Genomic DNA, 21,785 nt, shown 5'->3' on the forward strand with positions numbered 1-21,785 from the left:
AATGGCCTAAGGAGGCGCTTTTTGCCTTGCCGGGCGATTTTCCGAGGCATTCTGTGAATATAAAAAAAGCACCGCTTAAAGCGGTGCCTTTTTCATATGTTTTAAATCCCGTCCTGAATTCGTTTCGAAAATCTATAGAAATGAACGGGTCAAAAGCTTAAAGCTTTTGATTAAACACGCTCAACTTTACCAGATTTTAAAGCTCGAGCAGATACATATACGCGTTTTGGTTTGCCGTCAACTAAGATACGTACTTTTTGAAGGTTAGCACCCCAAGTACGTTTTGAAGCGTTCATTGCGTGAGAACGTGTGTTTCCAGAACGTGTTTTTTTACCTGTGATTACGCATTTACGTGCCATCGTATTCCCTCCTAACTGCAAAAAACCTTTCCAATTCAAACATACTGATCTTGTTTGTCATGAGATACTTTAATAATTTATCACAACTCCTTTCGGAATGCAATAGTTCTTGCTTTTGCTTTCAAGAATTTTTCCTTGACATACATGATTAATTGATGCTGAATAATACTATAGGGTAAGATGTGCCGTGGCTGGTAGTAGAATGACTTTTAAAAATCGCTTGTATATAGTAAAATAGCATTAGCCTATGCGAACAATTCCAAAGGGGGAACAATCATGTCCATTGAGATGAAAACAAAGTACGGACAAATTGACATATCCAACGAAGTCATTGCAACGGTTGCAGGCGGTGCAGCAATAGACTGTTATGGCATTGTCGGAATGGCGTCAAAAAATCAAATTAAAGACGGCATCACTGAGATCTTAAGAAAAGAAAATTTCAGCCGCGGAGTTATTGTCCGTCAAGAAGAGGATCATATCAATATTGATATGTACATTATCGTCAGCTACGGAACTAAAATCTCTGAAGTGGCTCATAATGTTCAAACGAAAGTGAAGTACACACTGGATAAAACAGTTGGACTAGCTGTTGATTCAGTCAATATTTTTGTTCAGAGTGTTCGTGTAACGAACCCGTAGTAAGGAGGAAAAAGTCCGTGTCAATTACAACTTTAGATGGAAAACGTTTTGCAGAAATGATTTTGCAGGGGTCAGGACATCTGTCAAACAATGCAAAATACGTTGATGCATTAAACGTTTTTCCTGTTCCGGACGGTGATACCGGAACAAATATGAACCTTTCGATGACTTCAGGTGCAAAAGAGGTTCAAAATCATGTATCTGAACACATCGGCAAAGTCGGTGCAGCACTCTCAAAAGGTTTATTGATGGGAGCCCGGGGAAATTCAGGTGTCATTTTGTCTCAGCTGTTCAGAGGTTTTTCAAAAGCGATTGAATCCAAAAGCACGATTACAAGCGCCGATTTTGCAAATGCCCTTCAGGCTGGTGTAAATACTGCTTATAAAGCGGTGATGAAACCTGTTGAAGGTACGATTTTAACTGTAGCTAAAGACTCTGCTAAAAAAGCGGTTGATACTATTGAAGCTGATTCATCTATTTCAATTGATCAATTAATGGAAGCGATTTTAACAGAAGCTAAAGCATCTTTAGAGAGAACGCCGGATTTATTGCCTGTTCTTAAAGAAGTTGGAGTAGTCGACAGCGGCGGGCAGGGACTTGTATTTGTCTATGAAGGTTTCCTTGCCGAACTAAGAGGCGAAAAAGTGTCAAATATTAAAGTTACTGCTTCGATGACAGATCTTGTTAGTGCTGAACATCACAAAAGTGTAGCTTCCCACATCAATACAGAAGACATTGAATTTGGCTACTGTACGGAATTTATGGTGCGGTTTGAAGCTGATAAAGACGCTTTTACTGAAGAGACGTTCAGACAGGATCTGAGCGAGCATGGTGATTCTTTATTAGTTATTGCAGATGAAGAAATCGTTAAAGTACATATCCACGCAGAATATCCCGGCCAGGTACTTACATATGCACAGCGTTATGGAAGCCTGATCAACATGAAAATTGAAAACATGCGCCAGCAGCATACAAGCTTGCTTGATGACGCTCCGTCTATGCCTGCTGCTGAACCTGTTTCCAAAAAGAAAGAAAAACAAAAATACGGCATCGTTACCGTGACAATGGGAAAAGGCATTGCTGATCTTTTCAGAAGCATCGGTTCTCATTCTGTCATTGAAGGCGGACAAACGATGAATCCAAGCACAGAGGATATTGTTCAGGCCATTAAAGATGTTCATGCAGAGAATGTGATCATTCTGCCTAACAATTCAAATATTGTCATGGCTGCACAGCAGGCAGCTTCTGTTGTTGATGATCACGTGATCGTGATTCCATCAAAAACAGTGCCGCAAGGAATGGCTGCATTGCTTGCATTTAATCCTTCAGCATCTGCAGAAGACAATGAAGAAATTATGAAAGATGCCCTTGATTCAGTCAAAACAGGTCAAATTACGTACGCTGTCCGCGATACGAATATTGATGGTCTTGATATTGAAAAGGGAGACTTCATGGGAATTGCAAATGGCAAAATTGTTACAAAAGACAGGAACCAATTAGCCTCAGCGAAAAAGCTTCTCCAAACGATGATTTCAGACGATGATGAAATTCTTACGGTTTTACAAGGCGAAGATGCTGCTGATGATGAGCTTCAGGAATTGGTGCAATTCATCGAAGAAACATATGAAGAAATAGAAGTAGAAGTTCATAAAGGTGAACAGCCTTTATATTCTTACATCTTTTCAATTGAATAAAACAAAACATAGAAGGGGATCCCCCTTCTATTTCTTATGTAAGCTGAAATTTCATTTTCCTTTTTTTTCTGTATGATTACGTTTTCGCAATGGATCTTTTTCTGATAAACTTGCAGGGGGAGATACTAGTTTTTACAGTAACTTTTTTCTAAGCTTAGGGGGATTTTATGAAATATAGAAGTGTATTTGATATCATTGGACCCATAATGATCGGCCCGTCAAGCTCGCATACAGCAGGGGCTGCACGAATCGGCAGAGTGGCACGGAGCCTTTTTGGAAGAGAGCCGAAGTGGGCGGCGATTTCGTTTTACGGCTCGTTTGCCAAAACATTTAAAGGCCATGGCACAGATGTAGCCATAATCGGCGGCTTGCTTGACTTTGATACTTTTGATGAAAGAATTAAAACATCCTTGGAGATTGCAGATGCAAAAGGAATGAAAGTAACCTTCACAGAAGAAGAAGCGATAACGGATCACCCGAATACGGCGCGTGTCATCATCGGTGACGATCAAGGCCAGCTTGAACTTGTAGGAATTTCGATCGGCGGCGGGAAAATTGAGATCACTGAACTGAATGGGTTTGAACTGAAACTATCAGGAAATCATCCTGCCATATTAGTTGTTCACAACGACCGGTTTGGCGCCATTGCTGCTGTAGCGAATGTACTGGCCAAATATGCGATTAATATTGGCCATATGAATGTAGCGCGCAAGGAAAAAGGCAAGCTTGCTTTAATGACAATTGAAGTGGATCAAAACATCGATATCGCAGTACTGGATGAACTTAAAACACTGCCGAATATTCTTCAAGTAACGAAAATAGCAGATTAGGCCAATATTAGCAGTGATGTGACTGGGGGAAAAAACATGTTTCGAAATGTAGCGGAACTAGTCGAACTTGCTGAAAGCAAGGGCGTTAAAATAGCAGAAATCATGATTGAGCAGGAAATGGAAATGACGGGCAGAACACGCGAGCAAATTTTGTCCATGATGGATCAGAATTTAACGGTTATGGAACAGGCTGTTGAAAAGGGACTTGCAGGAGTGAAATCTCATTCCGGGCTGACTGGAGGAGACGCCGTTCTCATGCAGGCATATATCCAAAAGGGAAATTTCCTGTCAGGAGAAATTATTCTGGATGCCGTCAGTAAAGCGGTTGCCACAAACGAAGTGAATGCTGCAATGGGGACCATCTGCGCAACCCCTACTGCAGGATCGGCGGGCGTTGTTCCGGGAACTCTATTTGCGGTGAAAGCTAAATTAAATCCAAGCAGAGAAGAAATGATCGATTTTCTGTTTACTTCTGGTGCTTTTGGCTTTGTTGTTGCAAATAATGCTTCCATTTCCGGAGCTGCCGGCGGCTGTCAGGCAGAAGTCGGATCTGCATCAGGCATGGCTGCAGCAGCGATAACAGAGATGGCTGGCGGCACTCCAGGTCAGGCTGCAGAGGCAATGGCCATTACACTTAAAAATATGCTTGGACTTGTTTGTGATCCGGTTGCCGGGCTAGTGGAAGTACCATGCGTAAAAAGAAATGCAATGGGTGCAGCAAATGCCATGATCGCGGCAGACATGGCTTTAGCGGGCATTACGAGCCGCATCCCGTGTGATGAAGTAATCGATGCTATGTTCCGCATCGGCCAATCAATGCCGACTGCTCTTAAAGAAACAGCTCAAGGCGGACTCGCGGCCACACCGACCGGCCGTGAACTCGAAGCGAAAATTTTTGGGATCTCACTTGATGAACGCGGCTAATTCACTCATGCAGCCTGTCAGTTCCGTTAAGGGGATAGGAGCTGAGTCAGAAGAAATCTTGAATGAGATGGGCATTTATACTGTAAAAGATTTAATTGAATATTTGCCATATCGTTATGAAGATTATCGCCTGAAGGACTTAGCGGAAGTACAGCATGATGAACGGGTGACAGTCGAGGGGAAGGTTCATAGTGAACCTTCTCTTGCCTTTTTCGGCAAAAAGAAATCAAGGCTGACTGTCCGGGTTCTAGTTGGAAGATATTTAATAAGTGCCGTGTTTTTTAACCGCCCGTATTATAAAAAGAAGCTTGAGCTGCAGTCTGTCATTACGATTTCAGGAAAGTGGGACAAGCACCGGCAGACGATTTCCGTCAGCGAAATCGTCTTTGGCCCTCAGGCAAAGGAGCATGAAATCGAACCGGTGTACTCTGTTAAAGAAAAGATGACGGTCAAAACGATGAGAAAGTTCATCAATCAGGCACTTAGTCAATACTCATCTGACATCACGGATATGATTCCGGAGCAGCTGATGGCCGCGTATCGTCTGCCTGCAAAAAAAGAAGCCATTTTTACGATGCATCACCCTTTGAAGCATGAAGATCTAAAGCATGCAAGGCGATATTTTGTCTATGAAGAATTTCTTCTTTTTCAGCTGAAAATGCAGGCTTTGCGTAAGTTTCAGCGGGAACAGTCTCATGGAATTATCCATCAGATCGATCCATTGCAATTAGAAGGATTTACGGGATCACTTCCCTTTCCGCTTACAAATGCCCAGCAAAGGGTTGTCCGTGAAATTTTAACCGACATGAAGTCAAACTACCGCATGAACCGCCTCCTTCAGGGAGATGTCGGCTCAGGTAAAACAGTGGTTGCGGCGATTGCTATGTATGCCGCTCATTTATCCGGTTATCAAGCTGCCTTGATGGTGCCGACAGAAATATTGGCAGAGCAGCATGCAGAATCTCTTGCGCAAACCTTCAGCGGCTTTCCTGTAACTGTTGCCTTGCTTACAAGCTCAGTGAAAGGCAAAAAAAGAAGAGAGCTGCTTCAAAAAGCGGCAGATGGCGATATCCACTTTTTAGTCGGAACCCACGCTCTGATTCAGCAGGATGTCCATTTTGCAAAGCTAGGACTTGTCATTACAGATGAACAGCATCGCTTTGGTGTTGAGCAGAGAAAAGTGCTGCGGGCTAAAGGAGAAAACCCGGATGTCCTGTTTATGACAGCGACACCCATTCCAAGGACGCTTGCCATCACTGCATTTGGGGAAATGGATGTCTCTGTGATTGACGAACTTCCTGCTGGGCGAAAACAAATCGAAACGTATTGGGTGAAGCACGAAATGCTGGACCGCATCCTTCGGTTTATTCATAAAGAACTGCAGGAAGGAAGACAGGCTTATGTGATCTGCCCCCTTATTGAGGAATCTGATAAGCTTGATGTTCAAAATGCAATTGACGTCCACAGTACACTTGTTCATTTTTATAAAGATAAATGGAATGTGGGACTGATGCACGGCAGGCTGACAAGTGCGGAAAAAGACGAAGTGATGAGGGAGTTCAGTGAAAACCGGGTTCAAATTCTGGTTTCCACAACTGTTGTTGAAGTAGGTGTCAATGTGCCGAATGCGACGGTTATGATGATTTATGATGCAGAGCGCTTCGGACTTTCACAGCTCCATCAATTAAGAGGACGGGTAGGAAGAGGAAGCTCCCAGTCTTACTGTATTCTGCTTGCTGATCCGAAATCAGAAACAGGCAAAGAACGCATGCGTGTGATGACAGAAACAGCAGATGGTTTTGAGCTGTCAGAGAAAGATCTGGAACTCAGAGGGCCAGGAGACTTTTTTGGCAGGAAGCAAAGCGGAATGCCTGAATTTAAAGTGGCTGATATGGTTCATGATTACCGTGCGCTTGAAACTGCAAGGAGTGATGCGGCAAAGCTCGTACAATCCGATGCTTTCTGGCACTCAGAAGACTACAGGGAACTCAGGGAGTATCTTGAACAAACAGGGGTCGTAGATGGAGATAAATTAGATTAATAGAATCCTACATTAGAGAAAGCAGATTGCATTTGGACCTTGCAATCTGCTTTATTTGATTATATACTACTATTAGTACCTAGTCTTAAGAGTGCGGACGGTGTCAGACTAAATGAGAAAATCAAAAAAAGAGCGGCAGTCAATGCTGCAGCAGACTATAAATGAAACACCTTTTATTACTGACGAAGAGCTGGCAGATAAATTCAGTGTCAGCATACAGACAATCAGGCTTGACCGCCTTGAGCTTTCTATTCCGGAACTTCGCGAACGGATTAAGCATGTAGCCGTCAAGCAGCTTGATGATGAAGTGAAATCACTTCCTTTAGAAGAAGTAATCGGCGAAATCATCGACCTTGATCTGGATTCCTCTGCCATTTCTATTTTTGAAGTGAAAAAAGAGCACGTGTTTGTCCGGAACCAAATCGCCCGCGGCCATCATTTGTTTGCACAGGCGAATTCACTGGCAGTTGCGGTCATAGATGATGAACTGGCTTTAACAGCTAAGGCAAATATTCGTTTTACCAGGCAGGTTAAAGAAAAAGAGAGAGTAATCGCTAAAGCTAAAGTGATAAAAATGGATGAAGACAAAGGAAGAACCACGGTCGATGTAAACAGTTATGTCGGAACGGAGCTGGTCTTCTCCGGCACATTTGAAATGTACCGGTCAAAAACAATGAAAAAGGCAGGTTTCAGCAATGAAGATCGCAATTGATGCAATGGGAGGGGACAACGCTCCTAAAGCAATCGTAGAAGGTGCAATGAAAGCTGTCACTCTATTTAAAGATATTGAGATTACCTTATACGGCAGTGAAGCTCTTATAAAAGAACATCTTTCTAATCCGGAAAGAATGACAATTGTACATACGGATACCGTCATTGAAGGAACAGATGAACCTGTCAGAGCGGTGAGAAGAAAAAAAGATGCATCGATGGTGCTGATGGCAAACGCTGTAAAAGAAGGACAGGCTGATGCCTGTATTTCTGCAGGCAACACCGGAGCATTAATGACAGCCGGTCTATTTATTGTCGGCAGAATTGACGGGATTGAACGCCCTGCATTGTCGCCGACACTTCCTACGATTGAAGGGCAGGGATTCCTCATGCTTGATGTCGGGGCAAATGTGGATGCAAAGCCTGAGCATTTGCAGCAATATGCGATCATGGGCTCTATTTATGCCAAAAAGGTCCGCGGACTTGCAAATCCAAGAATAGGATTGCTGAATGTCGGCACAGAGGACAAAAAGGGAAATGAACTGACAAAAGCAGCTTTTCAGTTATTAAAAGAATCTGATCTTAACTTTATTGGAAACGTTGAAGCGAGAGATTTGCTCGACGGTGCAGCAGATGTTGTCGTAACAGACGGATTTACCGGAAATGTAGCTTTAAAAACGGTAGAGGGAACGGCACTCTCCGTATTTAAAATGCTGAAGTCAGCTTTAACCAGCAATCTGAAATCAAAACTTGCAGCTGCTGTATTAAAGCCGCAATTAAAAGAAATCAAAGGGAAAATGGATTATTCTGAATACGGCGGTGCCGGATTGTTCGGGCTGAAAGCTCCTGTTATAAAAGCACACGGATCTTCAGACCCTAACGCTGTATATAATGCAATCCGCCAGGCGCGTGAAATGGTAAACAATGATGTCTGCAAGACGATACAGCAAACAATTGAGAACACGAACTCTGTTCGGAATCTTGAGAGGAGATAGAATATGAGTAAACTTGCCTTTATTTTTCCCGGTCAAGGATCACAGACTGTCGGCATGGGGAAAGATTTATTTAATGAAGTGGAAGCATCACGCAGTGTGTTTGCAGCTGCAGATGAAAAGCTTGGTTTTAAGCTTACTGACATTATCTTTGAAGGTCCGCAAGAAAAACTGACATTGACATACAATGCACAGCCTGCTCTTTTAACAGCAAGCATCGCTGTTTTGGGAAAATTCAAAGAAAGCGGAATTCAGCCTGATTTTGTTGCCGGACACAGTCTTGGAGAATACACGGCACTCGTAGCAGGCGGAGTCCTTTCATTTGAAGATGCTGTATATGCTGTCAGAAAACGCGGAGAATATATGAACGAAGCAGTTCCTGCAGGAGTAGGTGCGATGGCGGCAATTCTTGGAATGAACACAGATGATCTGCGTGAAGTGACAGAACAAATCACAAGCGATGGCTTCTCTGTGCAGCTGGCGAATTTAAATTGCCCTGGTCAGATTGTCATATCAGGATCGGCAGAAGGTGTAGAAAAGGCGTCAGCTTTAGCGAAGGAGAATGGCGCTAAAAGAGCAATTCCGCTGGATGTAAGCGGTCCGTTCCATTCAGAGCTGATGAAGCCTGCTGCAGATAAGTTTAAAGGCATACTTGATGAAGTCAGCCTTAAAGATGCATCTGTGCCTGTAGTGGCAAATGTTACAGCAGCGCCTGTAACGGACAGTGAAGACATAAAGAACCTGCTCGTTGAACAATTGTTTTCTCCAGTTAAATGGGAGCAATCGGTCATAGAAATGATTGAACAGGGTGTAACGACTTTCGTTGAAATCGGACCAGGAAAAGTTCTTTCAGGATTAGTGAAAAAAATCGATCGCAAGGTAAACACGATTGCTGTTTCTGACTTGGCATCAATCGAAGCTGCAATCGAAAAGCTCAGGGAGGTCAAATAATGGTTGAAGGTAAAGTAGCATTAGTTACTGGAGCATCAAGAGGAATCGGCCGCGCCATTGCTCTTGAACTGGCTAAAAACGGGGCAAATGTAGCGGTGAATTACGCAGGAAGCGAAGCGAAAGCCAATGAAGTTGTCGATGAAATAAAAGCACTCGGACGAGAAGCTTTTGCCGTTCAGGCAGACGTCAGCGACAGTGAGGCTGTTGCTGCTATGGTAAAAGCAACAGTTGAGCAATTTGGCAGACTGGATATACTAGTAAACAATGCAGGCATAACAAAAGATAATCTCCTGATGAGAATGAAAGACTCTGAGTGGGATGATGTCATCAACATCAATTTAAAAGGTGTTTTCCTGACAACAAAAGCGGTAACACGCCAAATGATGAAACAGCGCCAAGGCCGAATCATCAATATTGCATCGATCGTCGGTGTCAGCGGAAATCCCGGCCAGGCAAATTATGTAGCGGCTAAAGCAGGTGTGATCGGTTTAACAAAAACAGCTGCCAAAGAGCTTTCATCAAGAAATATTACAGTCAATGCGATCGCACCCGGGTTTATCACAACCGATATGACGGATAAACTGACTGAAGAAGTAAAAACTGAAATGCTGAAGCAAATTCCGCTTGCCCGCTTTGGTGAGCCATCTGATATTTCAAATGCGGTCACTTTCTTAGCTTCTGATAAAAGCAGCTATATCACAGGGCAGACGATTCATATTGATGGCGGAATGGTCATGTAAAAAAGAATTTTGAGTCTTGCTTTGGATTCTCTGATTTCGGCTAGTTTTTTAATAGGATATACACTATAATACTTTGAGGGGAGGTGAAATGTTATGGCAGATGTACTAGCTCGCGTAACGAAAATTATCGTTGACCGTCTTGGTGTTGATGAGGCTGAAGTAAAAATGGAAGCTTCTTTTAAAGACGATTTAGGTGCGGATTCCCTTGATGTAGTAGAACTTGTAATGGAACTTGAAGATGAGTTCGACATGGAGATTTCTGATGAAGATGCAGAAACAATTGCAACAGTGGGTGACGCTGTGAACTACATACAAAGTCAACAGTAATGTTGCATTTAAAGTCCCGTTTTTAAGCGGGGCTTTATCCCTTTTAAAACACGGCAATAAAAAAGAAAAGATGCGGTTGTTTAAGTGATGGAGGTACCTATGCCGAAGATGAATTACAGAGAGAGAAGATCGTTTGTCAAAAAAGCAGAATTCAAACAATTTCAAGAACAAATTGGCCATACATTTCAAAATGAAAGACTTTTGTATCAAGCCTTCACACATTCATCCTATGTGAATGAGCATCGCAAAAAGCCTTACGAGGACAATGAAAGACTGGAATTTTTAGGAGATGCGGTTTTAGAGTTAACGATTTCTCAGTTTTTATTTAAGAAATATCCAACAATGAGCGAAGGAGATTTAACAAAGGTCCGAGCGGCTATTGTATGTGAGCCGTCGCTTGTTGCATTTGCAAATGAATTATCATTTGGAAAGCTTGTACTGCTTGGTAAAGGTGAAGAAATGACTGGCGGAAGAGCAAGACCTGCTCTGCTGGCAGATGTTTTTGAAGCTTTTATTGGAGCATTATATTTGGATTCAGGACTTGATCCTGTCGTTGCCTTTTTAGAAAAATGTGTATTTCCTAAAATTAATGATGGTGCTTTTTCTCATGTGATGGATTTTAAAAGTCAGCTTCAGGAGTTTGTTCAAAGAGACAGCAAAGGTTCCTTGGAATATAAAATTCTTCAGGAGAAAGGCCCTGCACACAATCGCGAATTTGTGGCGACTGTCTCTTTAAACGGGGAAATCCTCGGAACCGGAAACGGAAAATCAAAAAAAGCGGCTGAACAGCATGCCGCGCAGGAAGCTTTAACAAAACTGAAACCTCATTAAGAAGAATGAATTAACCCCCGGATATCAGGGGGTTCTCTTTATGTCCGGCAGTTTTCAAATAAAAGTTTCGTGCAAGATTTCTATTTGAAATTCCCCGCATCTGCATGGATTGCGGGAAGGGGCTTTATCTTTTTAAACAAACTGCCCTGAATTATGATAGAATATGGTTGATTTTAAAGAATAGTAGGGAGGATCCTAAATGTTCCTCAAACGTTTGGATATAGTAGGATTTAAATCATTCGCAGAGCGGGTGAATGTAGATTTTGTAAAAGGCGTGACCGCTGTAGTCGGACCAAACGGCAGCGGGAAAAGCAATATTACCGATGCTATAAGATGGGTGCTTGGCGAGCAGTCGGCAAGGTCGCTCAGGGGAACGAAAATGGAGGATATTATCTTTGCCGGAAGCGACTCAAGAAAAGGCGTTAATATGGCGGAGGTTACGCTCACTCTTGATAATGAGGATCAGTTTCTGCCGATCGATTATCATGAGGTATCGGTTACGAGAAGAGTATACAGATCTGGTGAAAGCGACTTTTATATTAATAATCAGTCTTGCCGGCTGAAAGACATTGTCGATCTTTTTATGGACTCCGGACTTGGCAAAGAAGCATTTTCAATCATCAGCCAAGGAAAAGTGGAAGAAATACTCAGCAGTAAAGCAGAGGAAAGACGCAGCATCTTTGAAGAAGCGGCAGGTGTTTTAAAATATAAAACACGAAAGAAAAAAGCAGAATTCAAATTAGCGGAAACGCAGGAAAATCTTAATCGTGTACAAGATATTCTTCATGAACTTGAAGACCAGGTAGAGCCTCTTAAAATGCAGGCATCGATTGCAAAGGATTTTCTGGAGAAAAAAGAAGAGCTTGAGCAATTTGAAGTGGCTCTCACGGTTTATGAAATTGAAGAGCTTCATAAAAAATGGGAATCTTTATCACAGACTGTTGAGAATGGAAGACTGCAAGAAAGCAGTCTGTTTGCCTCTGTTCAAAAGAAAGAGGCTGAAATTGAACAAACAAGGGATCAGTCCCATGCACTCGACGAATCAATTAATGACCTTCAGCAAGTGCTGCTTCTTGCAAGCGAAGACCTAGAAAAGCTTGAAGGCCGCAAAGAAGTTCTGAAAGAGCGCAAAAAAAATGCTCATCAGAATAAATCTCAGCTGCAAAAAATAATAGAAGAAGCATCTGAACGAACAGCAGCTCTCCTGAATGAAAAGGAAACCCAGTCAGCATTATTGGAACAGCTCCAAAAAGAAGTCAGTGATCTTAAAAAGCAGCTTCAGGAGAAACAAACACTGCTGTCAACGTACGATCAGAACATTGAAGAGAAAATTGAATCTCTAAAAAGTGAATATTTTGATTTGCTGAATGCACAGGCACAGGCAAGAAATGAAATAACGTACATAGATGATCAAGTGAATCAGCAAACAAAAAAAACCGGCCGGTTAAAAGAAGCAAATCAAAAGTACATTAACGAACGAAATGAGATTGAAGAGAAAAAGAGAAGACTTGAAGCAAAGCTCTCTTTACTTGAAGCTCAGCTGGATGAACAAATTAAAACCTTCCGTGCCGCACAGGCAAAATTAGAGAAGGACAAAGCAGCTTATCAAAAAAGAGAAACGGCACTTTATCAAGCCTATCAATATTTGCAGCAGACAAAATCGCGCAAAGAAATGCTTGAGGCCATGCAGGAGGATTACGCAGGATTTTTCCAGGGGGTAAAGGAAGTCCTGAAGCAGCGCAATCAGCTTCAAGGTATTCATGGCGCGATTGCAGAGCTTATATCAACGGACAAGCAATATGAGACAGCGGTAGAAATTGCTCTTGGCGGTGCAGCGCAGCATGTGGTAGTTGAAGACGAACAAGCTGCAAGAACAGCAATTTCTTATCTTAAGAAAAATGCATTTGGGCGTGCGACATTCCTGCCACTGACTGTCATGAAAGAACGCACCGTTTCAGCGCATGATCTTCAAACATTGAGAAGCCACAATGCTTTTAAAGGAATTGCTTCTGAACTGGTTTCTTTTAACCCCCGCTATCAGAAAGCTGTTGCTAATTTGCTCGGCACAGTCGTTGTCACAGAAGACTTAAAGGGTGCAAATGAACTTGCTAAACTGCTAAACTACCGTTTTCGCTTCGTTACTGTGGGCGGAGATGTTGTAAACCCCGGGGGATCGATGACAGGCGGAGCCGTCAAGCAAAAAAACAATTCTCTCTTAAGCCGAAGCCGCGAAATAGAAACAATCGATAAGCAATTTAATGAAATGAGCGACAAAACAAATCAGCTTGAAGAAGACGTAAAATCTCTGAAGCACTCGATTTCAGCTCTTGATCAGCAGGTTGAACTTCAAAGAGAAAAAGGAGAGCAGCTTCGGATTGAAACACAATCAGTCCGTTCCGAACTGAGAGAGATGGAAATGAACGAGAAGAATGTAAACAATCATCTTTCTCTTTATGATGCCGAAAAAGAATCATATCAGACTGAAGAGGCCAGAATGATAAAGCGGAAAGAAGAGCTTTCTCTGCAGCTTGATTCTTCAAAGGGGAAAATGAAGAATCTTGATCAGCTTATCGCCGAATTATCTGCACAAAAAACAACTCAGCAGTCTTCAAAAGAAGAAGTTCAAAACGAGATAACCGATTTGAAAGTTGTATTAGCAAGCAAAAAGCAATCACTCGAAAATCAGCTTGAAAAAGCAGATCGTTCAAAGCTTGAGCTGGATGATCAGCATAAAAAACTGACAGAAGCGCGGGAAGATTTGAATTTCCTGCACGATGAAATGAATTCCAATTTTTCTGGTGAAGAAAAATTAGAGGAAACAGCCCGTCAAAAACGCGAAGACAAAAACAAGACAATTGAACTGATTTCCGTCAGACGAAATCAGCGCCTGAAACTTCAGGATCAGCTTGATGTTTCTGAACGGGAAGTGAAAGAATTAAACAGGCAGCATAAGCAGCTTTCAGATCTGCTGAAAGATGAAGAAGTCAGATTAAACCGATTCGATGTAGAGCTTGATAATCGGCTGAATCATTTACGTGAGGAATACTTGCTTTCTTTTGAAGCTGCCAAAGAAAAGTATGTTCTGGATCTCGATGCAGCTGAAGCACGCAAGCGGGTAAAACTCATTAAACTTGCGATTGAAGAGCTTGGAACGGTCAATCTTGGAGCGATTGATGAATATGAAAGGGTTTCAGAACGATTCCATTTTCTGAGTGATCAGCGCAATGACCTTCAAGAAGCCAAAGACACTCTTTATCAGGTTATTGGCGAAATGGATGAAGAAATGAAAAAGAGATTTCATCATACCTTTACCCAAATCAGATCTCATTTTGAATCTGTTTTTCAAGCGCTGTTTGGGGGCGGGCGTGCAGAGCTCAGGCTTACAAATCCAGATGATCTGCTGAACACAGGGGTAGATATTGTCGCTCAGCCTCCAGGAAAAAAACTGCAAAACCTCGGTCTTTTATCAGGCGGAGAGCGTGCATTAACAGCAATCGCATTGCTTTTTTCCATTTTAAAAGTCCGGCCGGTGCCTTTTTGTGTCCTTGATGAGGTCGAAGCGGCGCTTGATGAAGCGAATGTCCACAGGTTTTCTCAATATCTGAAGAAATTCAGCAAAGACACACAATTTATCGTTATTACTCACCGCAAAGGCACGATGGAAGATGCTGATGTCCTTTATGGCGTCACGATGCAGGAGTCAGGCGTCTCCAAGATGGTTTCAGTCCGCCTAGAAGAAACAAAAGAATTTGTGCAATCAGGATGAAAGGAAGAAGCTGAATGAGTTTTTTTAAAAAATTAAAAGAGAAATTTACACAGCAGCAAGAGCCGGATTCTTCACCGGAAAAATTTAAAGACGGCCTGACAAAAACTCGGGTCTCATTTTCAGAACGGGTGAATAATCTTGTAGCCCGCTACCGCAAAGTAGACGAAGAATTTTTTGAAGAGCTTGAAGAAGTTTTGATTGGTGCCGATGTTGGCGTATCAACGGTCATGGAACTGATTGATGAGCTGAAAACAGAAGTAAAGCGCCGCAACATCCAAGATTCAAAAGATGTGCGTTCTGTCATTTCTGAGAAGCTCGTTGACATCTATCAAGGGGAAGATGCTGAATCCCCAAAACTTGATATTCAGGAAGGCCGATTAAACGTCGTCCTGTTCGTCGGAGTAAATGGGGTTGGAAAAACAACGACAATCGGCAAACTCGCCCACAAGCTTAAGAACGAGGGCAAATCCGTTCTTCTCGCTGCAGGAGACACATTCCGCGCAGGTGCGATTGAACAGCTGGAAGTTTGGGGAGAGCGCACAGGAGTGGATGTCATTAAGCAGTCAGCGGGATCCGATCCCGCAGCTGTCATGTTTGATGCAGTCCAGGCAGCTAAAGCAAGAAAAGTAGATGTTCTATTATGCGATACGGCAGGACGTCTGCAAAATAAGGTAAACCTCATGAAAGAACTTGAAAAAGTGAAGCGTGTGATCGAACGTGAAATTCCAGGCGCTCCCCACGAGGTGCTGCTCGTCCTTGACGCAACAACGGGCCAAAATGCCATGGTTCAGGCGAAACAATTTTCTCAGGCGACAGATGTCTCAGGCATCGTCCTTACGAAGCTTGACGGTACAGCGAAAGGCGGCATCGTTCTTGCCATCCGCAATGAACTTAGCATACCGGTTAAGTTTGTCGGCCTCGGCGAAAAAATGGATGACCTGCAGGAATTTGATGCAGAACAATATGTATATGGCTTATTTGCTGATTTAGTTGAAGAAGCATAAGTGAATGAAAGCTGTTCTCTTCAGCCTGTTATCCGGCTGGAGGGAGCGGCTTTTTTGCATGGGAACAGGATGAATTTGGAAATTTTCAAGTAAAACTAAAGATTTGGCAAGTAAAATGTCTATTTTTTCAAGTATATGATGAAGATATTCAAGTATTTTTATAAAAGCGGCAAGTAAATGTGAATCTGCAGATTGGGGATCGAAGCTGAGGAGCTAAACAGACTGAATCAGATGGCCAAAAGCAACTAGAAAGAACCTTATCTTGCAGGTCTTATAATTTATCTAATGATAATTAGGATGAATTTGGAAATTTTCAAGTAAAACTAAAACTTCGGCAAGTAAAATGTCTATTTTTTCAAGTGTATGATGAAGATATTCAAGTATTTTTATAAAAGCGGCAAGTAAGTGAGAATTTGCCGATTTGGGCCGCATGCTTCTGAGTTGCTCAAGGTTGTTGCGTTTCCTAGTGTCTAGCTCCTCGGCCAGAACGGGCGATTCCGCATAACTCGGTGTCCAGCTTCACCTCCCAGCCCCTCGGCCAGAACGGATCCGCCAGAAAAGGCAAAAAGCGCCTTTACTGGCGGATCCTTATCTGTCTGTCAGAGCTAAACGGGCGATTCCGCATTTCAATTACTGTTAAGAAAAAAACTTGACATCAATACCTATAGCTTGTAAACTAGTGACTTGTAAAGGCAATTCCCTTAACAAAGGAGAGACGCTGAGTGATGCTTGAAAAAACAACGAGAGTAAATTATCTGTTTGACTTTTATCAATCGTTGTTGACACCAAAGCAAAAAAGCTATATGTCGCTTTATTATCTTGATGATTACTCCTTGGGAGAAATTGCTGAAGAGTACGACATTAGCCGGCAGGCCGTGTATGATAACATTAAACGAACTGAGGCAATGTTAGAGCAATATGAAACCAAATTATTGCTTTTTCAAAAATTTCAAGAGCGTCAACATTTGATTGAACAATTAAAAGCTGCAGCGTTCAAGATTGATCAGGAACGTTCACTTTTGACGCTGATTGAGGCGCTGGAGAAATTAGATTAGGAGGCGGCATGTATGGCATTTGAAGGATTAGCCGACCGACTGCAGAATACAATCGCAAAAATCCGCGGCAAAGGCAAAGTGTCGGAGTCTGATGTAAAAGAAATGATGCGTGAAGTGCGATTGGCACTTTTAGAAGCAGACGTTAACTTTAAAGTCGTAAAAGATTTTGTGAAAAAAGTAAGCGAACGGTCAGTAGGACAGGAAGTTATGACAAGCTTAACTCCTGGCCAGCAGGTCATTAAAGTTGTTAAAGAAGAACTGACTGCTTTAATGGGCGGCGAGCAGAGCAAAATTGCCGTCGCCAACAGACCGCCAACCGTTATTATGATGGTTGGTCTGCAAGGTGCCGGTAAAACAACGACTACAGGAAAGCTTGCGAATCTGCTTCGAAAGAAACATAACCGCAATCCTTTATTGGTCGCTGCAGATATTTACCGTCCTGCTGCCATCAAACAGCTTGAAACACTTGGAAAACAGCTGAATATGCCTGTCTTTTCCCTTGGTGATCAAGTAAGTCCTGTTGAAATTGCCAAGCAGGCGATTGAACATGCAAAAAAAGAACATCTTGATTACGTTCTGATTGATACGGCGGGCCGCCTTCATATTGATGAAACACTGATGGATGAACTTCAGCAGGTAAAAGAATTATCTAAACCTGATGAGATCTTCCTCGTCGTTGATGCAATGACAGGGCAGGATGCCGTAAATGTAGCACAAAGCTTCAATGATCAGCTCGGCTTAACAGGCGTAGTCCTGACAAAGCTTGATGGCGACACACGGGGCGGGGCTGCACTATCAATCCGATCTGTCACCCAAACACCAATTAAATTTGTTGGTTTAGGGGAAAAACTGGATGCAATTGAAGCATTTCATCCTGAACGCATGGCATCCCGTATATTAGGAATGGGCGATGTTCTCACATTGATTGAGAAAGCACAGGCCAATGTGGATGAAGATAAGGCAAAAGAACTTGAACAAAAAATGAGGACGGCTTCGTTTACATTTGACGACTTCCTCGAACAGCTTGGACAAGTCCGCAGCATGGGGCCCCTTGATGAACTTCTTGGAATGCTCCCTGGTGCAAACAAAATTAAAGGCTTAAAAAATGCTCAAGTCGATGAAAAACAGATTGGTTCTGTTGAAGCCATCATCCGGTCGATGACAAAGGAAGAAAAACAGCATCCTGAAATCATCAACTCTGGCCGCAGAAAGCGGATTGCAAAAGGAAGCGGAACGACCGTACCGGAAGTAAACCGTCTCTTAAAGCAATTTGAGGACATGAAAAAGATGATGAAACAAATGACGAGCATGTCAAAAGGGAAGAAAAAAGGCGGAATGAAATTTCCGTTTATGTAACAATTTTTAGGTGTTAAGAAAAAACACTTTACAAAGTGCTTTTTCATTGATATCATACTATCTTGTTGAAATATTTTCGGAGGTGCTTTATAAAATGGCAGTAAAAATTCGTTTAAAACGCATGGGAGCTAACAAATCTCCTTTCTATCGTATCGTAGTTGCAGATTCTCGTTCACCACGTGATGGACGTTTCATCGAAACAGTTGGAACTTACAATCCAGTTGCTAACCCGGCAATCGTTGACATCAACGAAGAGCTTGCTCTTAAATGGATGCAAAATGGTGCAAAACCATCTGACACAGTTCGCAACTTGTTCTCAAACCAAGGCATTATGGAAAAATTCCATAACGCTAAACACAGCAAGTAAGGGCTGAATCGATGATAGAGTTAATCGAATCGATCGTGAAGCCGCTTGTTGACCATCCTGAAGATGTGTCTGTTGTAGAAAATGAACGTGAACATCAAATTGTCTACGAATTAACCTTACATCAAGATGATATCGGCAAGGTGATTGGAAAACACGGCCGGATAGCGAAAGCGATTCGGACTGTTGTCTACGCAGCAGGATCTAACTCTAAAAAAAGAGTCCAGTTGGAAATTAATGATTAAGCAAAAAAGGGGAGGTATAACCTCCCTTTTTTTTGTACAATGAAAGTGATTAAGATATGCTGTTAGTAGAATAGGTTACCGGAGGAATGGCGATGGAAATCTTCCAGACAGTTACGGTCAAACAAATATTGACAGAAACAAGCAGGGAACAGCTTTTAAATCATTTCATGCAAACTAAACAGCAGCTGGAACGGGAAATTGATCAGCTTGCTTTTCAGCTGAAGAAAAAAGAAAAAACGAATCAGACAGAAGAAATGCGCAAACAATATCAGCGGGAAATATCAAAGCGGATGGATAAAATAAAAATAGCCGATTTTCAAATACAGCAATTACATACTCTGCCGCTTGGAAGCGAAATGAAAGAAAAAGAGATGAATGCCATCCTGGAGATTCAAGTCGGGGACCGCTGGGATGATCTTATAAAAGAAAAGACAATTGTGATTAAAGATGGAATAGTTGTCGAAATACGCTAGAGGTGATTGGAATGTCAGAAAAATGGTTTAATGTAGGCAAAATCGTAAATACTCATGGGGTAAAAGGAGAAGTCAGAGTTTTATCTACGACGGATTTTCCTGAAGAGCGCTATCAGACAGGAAATGTTCTCTATCTCTTTCAAAATGAACAAAAAGAGCCTGCAGAAGTAAAAATTAAAACACATCGTTTTCATAAAACCTTTGATCTTCTTACATTTGAAGGGCATGGTTCTATCAATGATGTCGAGAAATATAAAAATTCTCTTATTAAAGTCCCTGAAAGCCAGTTAACAGATCTTGATGAAGGTGAGTACTACTTTCACGAAATTATCGGGTGTACGGTTTTAACGGAAGAAGGAGAAGAAATTGGAACGATTAAAGAAATTCTTGAAACAGGGGCGAACGACGTCTGGATTGTCAAAAGAAAAAATAAAAAAGATGCTTTAATTCCTTTTATTGATGATGTTGTTAAAGAGATTGATGTTGAAGAAAAGCGCATTGTTATTTCACTTATGGAAGGACTAATTGACGAATGAGAATTGACTTTTTAACTCTCTTTCCGGAAATGTTTCATGGAGTGATCGGCAATTCCATTTTGAAAAAAGCGGAAGAAAAAGGTGCCGTCAGCTTTAAAGTAACCAATTTCAGAGATTACTCTGACCATAAACACTCAATTGTGGATGACTATCCATATGGCGGAGGAGCGGGCATGGTTCTGAAGCCGCAGCCTATATTCGACGCTGTAGAGGATATTCAAAAAGAAGGAGAATCTGCTCCTAAAATTATTCTCGTATGTCCTCAGGGTGAAACGTATACCCAGAGAAAAGCAGAGGAGCTTGCAAAGGAAGAGCATTTGGTCTTTATCTGCGGACATTATGAAGGATATGATGAGAGAATCAGAGAGCATTTAGTAACGGATGAAATTTCTATTGGAGATTTTATCCTTACTGGCGGCGAATTAGCTTCGATGGTTATCGCAGACAGTGTCGTCAGGCTGCTTCCTGACGTTTTGGGCAATGAGGACTCTCCTGTGCTTGATTCTTTCAGTACAGGGCTCCTGGAGCATCCTCACTACACCCGTCCATCTGATTTTCGCGGCATGAAGGTTCCGGATGTATTAATCTCCGGCAATCACGCTAAAATTGATGAATGGCGTGAAAAAGAATCATTGCGGAGGACCTATAGCAGAAGACCTGATCTGCTCAGTTCCTTCGATTTAACAGACAAGCAGAAAAAGTGGATAGAAGAATTTAAAAAAGGTTAAATGCAGTATTGCGTGAGCTGTATTGATATGATATGATGTTTCTTGTGATTTAGTTGCCTATAAAGTGTTTTTCCTTGAAAGGCATTTGGCGCTATCCACACTAAAACGGTGTTCCGCTGCATGATCTATTTTGTAATGAGCATCTGTTGGAAGGAGTTGAAAACGATGCAAAAACTAATTGAAGATATCACTAAAGAACAATTAAGATCTGATCTTCCTGCTTTCCGTCCTGGAGACACTGTACGTGTACACGTTAAAGTTGTTGAGGGAACTCGTGAGCGTATTCAGATTTTTGAAGGTGTTGTCATTAAGCGTCGTGGTGGTGGAATCAGCGAAACTTTCACAGTTCGCAAAATTTCTTATGGGGTAGGCGTTGAGCGTACATTCCCAGTTCACACACCTAAAATCGCACAGTTAGAAGTTATCCGTCGCGGTAAAGTACGCCGTGCGAAACTTTACTACTTGCGCGAACTACGCGGTAAAGCGGCTCGTATTAAAGAAATTCGATAATCGATCGTACCTAAAAGGGCTTGTCTACTTTGAACAAGCCCTTTTTTCTTAATGTAAACAAACAATGGCTCTGCGCAGCCCGACTATAAAAGATTCATGACAAAAACGTGTATAAGAAGGTGAACTATAAAGATGACCCGAAAAAAGAGCGAGTTGTTTGAATGGATCAAAGCACTCGCTATTGCAGTAATACTCGCAGCTGTTATCCGTTATTTCTTATTTGCACCAATTGTTGTGGATGGTTTGTCCATGATGCCTACCCTGCACGATCAGGACCGCATGATTGTTAATAAAATTGGCTACAAAATAGGTGAACCCGAGCGGTTTGATATTGTCGTGTTTCATGCAACAGAGGAAAAGGATTACATCAAAAGAGTCATCGGACTTCCCGGTGACCGTGTAGAATACCGTGATGATACGCTCTATATTAATGGAAAAGCCTACGCTGAGCCTTATTTAGATGAGTATAAAAATACGCTGATTGACGGACCTTTAACAGAACCGTTTACAGTTGAAGAAGTTCCGGAAGGCCAGCTGTTTGTAATGGGGGATAACCGCAGATACAGCAAAGACAGCCGCCATATCGGCCCGGTGCCAAAAGATGAGGTTATGGGTCAAACCAGCCTGATCTACTGGCCATTAAATGATATCCGATTTGTTAAGTAATGCTCATGCGGCAGCCCGTGTTTTCTAGAGCAAGTACACAGAA

The 21,785-nt window shown here is 42.2% G+C and carries 23 protein-coding genes; 22 read left to right on the top strand and 1 reads right to left on the bottom strand.

Features of this window, described 5'->3' with window-relative positions:
* Positions 1-170 precede the first annotated feature (170 nt).
* The gene (rpmB, locus tag ABEQ24_RS05005; protein ID WP_070879136.1) at positions 171-359 is read right to left on the bottom strand and encodes a 50S ribosomal protein L28; all 189 of its coding nucleotides are present in this window, start codon (positions 357-359) and stop codon (positions 171-173) included.
* 276 nt (positions 360-635) lie between these two features.
* Here rpmB and ABEQ24_RS05010 point away from each other — a divergent pair, with 276 nt between their 5' ends.
* From ABEQ24_RS05010 to lepB, 22 genes are all read left to right on the top strand, one after another.
* Positions 636-998 (top strand): Asp23/Gls24 family envelope stress response protein, encoded by a 363-nt coding sequence (locus ABEQ24_RS05010; RefSeq protein ID WP_070879137.1) that lies wholly within the window; start codon positions 636-638, stop codon positions 996-998.
* A gap of 17 nt (positions 999-1,015) precedes the next feature.
* Entirely contained in the window at positions 1,016-2,692 is a 1,677-nt protein-coding gene (locus ABEQ24_RS05015) for a DAK2 domain-containing protein (RefSeq protein ID WP_430005751.1), read from the top strand.
* A 167-nt stretch (positions 2,693-2,859) separates the two neighbouring features.
* A complete protein-coding gene (gene sdaAB / locus ABEQ24_RS05020) occupies positions 2,860-3,522 on the top strand; it encodes an L-serine ammonia-lyase, iron-sulfur-dependent subunit beta (protein WP_430005752.1) in 663 nt (220 codons plus the stop codon).
* 36 nt (positions 3,523-3,558) lie between these two features.
* Positions 3,559-4,446, top strand: a complete 888-nt coding sequence (sdaAA, locus tag ABEQ24_RS05025) for an L-serine ammonia-lyase, iron-sulfur-dependent, subunit alpha (protein ID WP_430005753.1) — start codon at positions 3,559-3,561, stop codon at positions 4,444-4,446.
* Positions 4,433-6,487: an ATP-dependent DNA helicase RecG gene (recG, locus tag ABEQ24_RS05030; protein WP_430005754.1), complete on the top strand. Its 2,055-nt coding sequence runs from the start codon at positions 4,433-4,435 to the stop codon at positions 6,485-6,487. The genes sdaAA and recG overlap by 14 nt, the downstream gene beginning before the upstream one ends.
* Positions 6,488-6,599: 112 nt before the next feature.
* Positions 6,600-7,199, top strand: coding sequence for a transcription factor FapR (gene fapR, locus ABEQ24_RS05035; RefSeq protein WP_070879142.1), 600 nt, complete (start codon positions 6,600-6,602; stop codon positions 7,197-7,199).
* Complete coding sequence (gene plsX, locus ABEQ24_RS05040) at positions 7,183-8,193, top strand: phosphate acyltransferase PlsX (protein ID WP_430005755.1); 1,011 nt, start codon at positions 7,183-7,185, stop codon at positions 8,191-8,193. Before fapR ends, plsX begins: the two co-directional genes overlap by 17 nt.
* A gap of 3 nt (positions 8,194-8,196) precedes the next feature.
* Positions 8,197-9,141 carry an ACP S-malonyltransferase gene (gene fabD / locus ABEQ24_RS05045; RefSeq protein ID WP_430005756.1) on the top strand — a complete coding sequence of 315 codons (945 nt, stop codon included), beginning with the start codon at positions 8,197-8,199 and terminating at the stop codon, positions 9,139-9,141.
* On the top strand, positions 9,141-9,881 hold the full coding sequence (fabG, locus tag ABEQ24_RS05050; RefSeq protein ID WP_430005757.1) for a 3-oxoacyl-[acyl-carrier-protein] reductase: 741 nt from the start codon (positions 9,141-9,143) through the stop codon (positions 9,879-9,881). The genes fabD and fabG overlap by 1 nt, the downstream gene beginning before the upstream one ends.
* A 93-nt stretch (positions 9,882-9,974) precedes the next feature.
* Entirely contained in the window at positions 9,975-10,208 is a 234-nt protein-coding gene (gene acpP / locus ABEQ24_RS05055) for an acyl carrier protein (protein WP_070879146.1), read from the top strand.
* 99 nt (positions 10,209-10,307) lie between these two features.
* Positions 10,308-11,039 carry a ribonuclease III gene (gene rnc / locus ABEQ24_RS05060; protein WP_191556393.1) on the top strand — a complete coding sequence of 244 codons (732 nt, stop codon included), beginning with the start codon at positions 10,308-10,310 and terminating at the stop codon, positions 11,037-11,039.
* Between the two features lie 199 nt (positions 11,040-11,238).
* Positions 11,239-14,805, top strand: coding sequence for a chromosome segregation protein SMC (smc, locus tag ABEQ24_RS05065; protein ID WP_430005758.1), 3,567 nt, complete (start codon positions 11,239-11,241; stop codon positions 14,803-14,805).
* Positions 14,806-14,819: 14 nt separating this feature from the next.
* Positions 14,820-15,809: a signal recognition particle-docking protein FtsY gene (ftsY, locus tag ABEQ24_RS05070; protein WP_430005759.1), complete on the top strand. Its 990-nt coding sequence runs from the start codon at positions 14,820-14,822 to the stop codon at positions 15,807-15,809.
* Positions 15,810-16,531: 722 nt separating this feature from the next.
* A complete protein-coding gene (locus tag ABEQ24_RS05075) occupies positions 16,532-16,864 on the top strand; it encodes a putative DNA-binding protein (protein ID WP_139149128.1) in 333 nt (110 codons plus the stop codon).
* Positions 16,865-16,876: 12 nt separating this feature from the next.
* A complete protein-coding gene (ffh, locus tag ABEQ24_RS05080; protein WP_070877224.1) occupies positions 16,877-18,220 on the top strand; it encodes a signal recognition particle protein in 1,344 nt (447 codons plus the stop codon).
* 94 nt (positions 18,221-18,314) lie between these two features.
* Positions 18,315-18,587 carry a 30S ribosomal protein S16 gene (rpsP, locus tag ABEQ24_RS05085; protein WP_070877225.1) on the top strand — a complete coding sequence of 91 codons (273 nt, stop codon included), beginning with the start codon at positions 18,315-18,317 and terminating at the stop codon, positions 18,585-18,587.
* Between the two features lie 11 nt (positions 18,588-18,598).
* Positions 18,599-18,829 carry a KH domain-containing protein gene (locus tag ABEQ24_RS05090; protein ID WP_223442256.1) on the top strand — a complete coding sequence of 77 codons (231 nt, stop codon included), beginning with the start codon at positions 18,599-18,601 and terminating at the stop codon, positions 18,827-18,829.
* A 92-nt stretch (positions 18,830-18,921) separates the two neighbouring features.
* Positions 18,922-19,302, top strand: a complete 381-nt coding sequence (locus tag ABEQ24_RS05095; RefSeq protein WP_430005760.1) for a YlqD family protein — start codon at positions 18,922-18,924, stop codon at positions 19,300-19,302.
* 11 nt (positions 19,303-19,313) lie between these two features.
* Positions 19,314-19,838 carry a ribosome maturation factor RimM gene (gene rimM / locus ABEQ24_RS05100; RefSeq protein ID WP_430005761.1) on the top strand — a complete coding sequence of 175 codons (525 nt, stop codon included), beginning with the start codon at positions 19,314-19,316 and terminating at the stop codon, positions 19,836-19,838.
* Positions 19,835-20,566 (top strand): tRNA (guanosine(37)-N1)-methyltransferase TrmD, encoded by a 732-nt coding sequence (trmD, locus tag ABEQ24_RS05105; RefSeq protein ID WP_430005762.1) that lies wholly within the window; start codon positions 19,835-19,837, stop codon positions 20,564-20,566. The genes rimM and trmD overlap by 4 nt, the downstream gene beginning before the upstream one ends.
* A 165-nt stretch (positions 20,567-20,731) precedes the next feature.
* Positions 20,732-21,076, top strand: coding sequence for a 50S ribosomal protein L19 (rplS, locus tag ABEQ24_RS05110; protein ID WP_029281375.1), 345 nt, complete (start codon positions 20,732-20,734; stop codon positions 21,074-21,076).
* 132 nt (positions 21,077-21,208) lie between these two features.
* Positions 21,209-21,742, top strand: coding sequence for a signal peptidase I (gene lepB / locus ABEQ24_RS05115; RefSeq protein WP_133311082.1), 534 nt, complete (start codon positions 21,209-21,211; stop codon positions 21,740-21,742).
* Positions 21,743-21,785 lie beyond the last annotated feature (43 nt).

This window comes from Metabacillus idriensis, assembly GCF_050483325.1.
In the GTDB taxonomy this organism is placed as follows: domain Bacteria; phylum Bacillota; class Bacilli; order Bacillales; family Bacillaceae; genus Bacillus_P; species Bacillus_P idriensis_A.

Excerpts from the sequence above, each read along its gene's own strand:
- smc (WP_430005758.1), top strand. The coding sequence starts at position 11,239 with ATGTTCCTCAAACGTTTGGATATAGTAGGATTTAAATCATTCGCAGAG.
- fapR (WP_070879142.1), top strand. The coding sequence starts at position 6,600 with ATGAGAAAATCAAAAAAAGAGCGGCAGTCAATGCTGCAGCAGACTATA.
- rpmB (WP_070879136.1), bottom strand. The coding sequence starts at position 359 with ATGGCACGTAAATGCGTAATCACAGGTAAAAAAACACGTTCTGGAAAC.
- fabD (WP_430005756.1), top strand. The coding sequence starts at position 8,197 with ATGAGTAAACTTGCCTTTATTTTTCCCGGTCAAGGATCACAGACTGTC.
- sdaAB (WP_430005752.1), top strand. The coding sequence starts at position 2,860 with ATGAAATATAGAAGTGTATTTGATATCATTGGACCCATAATGATCGGC.
- recG (WP_430005754.1), top strand. The coding sequence starts at position 4,433 with ATGAACGCGGCTAATTCACTCATGCAGCCTGTCAGTTCCGTTAAGGGG.
- acpP (WP_070879146.1), top strand. The coding sequence starts at position 9,975 with ATGGCAGATGTACTAGCTCGCGTAACGAAAATTATCGTTGACCGTCTT.
- sdaAA (WP_430005753.1), top strand. The coding sequence starts at position 3,559 with ATGTTTCGAAATGTAGCGGAACTAGTCGAACTTGCTGAAAGCAAGGGC.
- ftsY (WP_430005759.1), top strand. The coding sequence starts at position 14,820 with ATGAGTTTTTTTAAAAAATTAAAAGAGAAATTTACACAGCAGCAAGAG.
- rplS (WP_029281375.1), top strand. The coding sequence starts at position 20,732 with ATGCAAAAACTAATTGAAGATATCACTAAAGAACAATTAAGATCTGAT.
- rimM (WP_430005761.1), top strand. The coding sequence starts at position 19,314 with ATGTCAGAAAAATGGTTTAATGTAGGCAAAATCGTAAATACTCATGGG.
- ffh (WP_070877224.1), top strand. The coding sequence starts at position 16,877 with ATGGCATTTGAAGGATTAGCCGACCGACTGCAGAATACAATCGCAAAA.
- plsX (WP_430005755.1), top strand. The coding sequence starts at position 7,183 with ATGAAGATCGCAATTGATGCAATGGGAGGGGACAACGCTCCTAAAGCA.
- lepB (WP_133311082.1), top strand. The coding sequence starts at position 21,209 with ATGACCCGAAAAAAGAGCGAGTTGTTTGAATGGATCAAAGCACTCGCT.
- rnc (WP_191556393.1), top strand. The coding sequence starts at position 10,308 with ATGCCGAAGATGAATTACAGAGAGAGAAGATCGTTTGTCAAAAAAGCA.
- trmD (WP_430005762.1), top strand. The coding sequence starts at position 19,835 with ATGAGAATTGACTTTTTAACTCTCTTTCCGGAAATGTTTCATGGAGTG.
- ABEQ24_RS05090 (WP_223442256.1), top strand. The coding sequence starts at position 18,599 with ATGATAGAGTTAATCGAATCGATCGTGAAGCCGCTTGTTGACCATCCT.
- fabG (WP_430005757.1), top strand. The coding sequence starts at position 9,141 with ATGGTTGAAGGTAAAGTAGCATTAGTTACTGGAGCATCAAGAGGAATC.
- rpsP (WP_070877225.1), top strand. The coding sequence starts at position 18,315 with ATGGCAGTAAAAATTCGTTTAAAACGCATGGGAGCTAACAAATCTCCT.
- ABEQ24_RS05010 (WP_070879137.1), top strand. The coding sequence starts at position 636 with ATGTCCATTGAGATGAAAACAAAGTACGGACAAATTGACATATCCAAC.
- ABEQ24_RS05095 (WP_430005760.1), top strand. The coding sequence starts at position 18,922 with ATGGAAATCTTCCAGACAGTTACGGTCAAACAAATATTGACAGAAACA.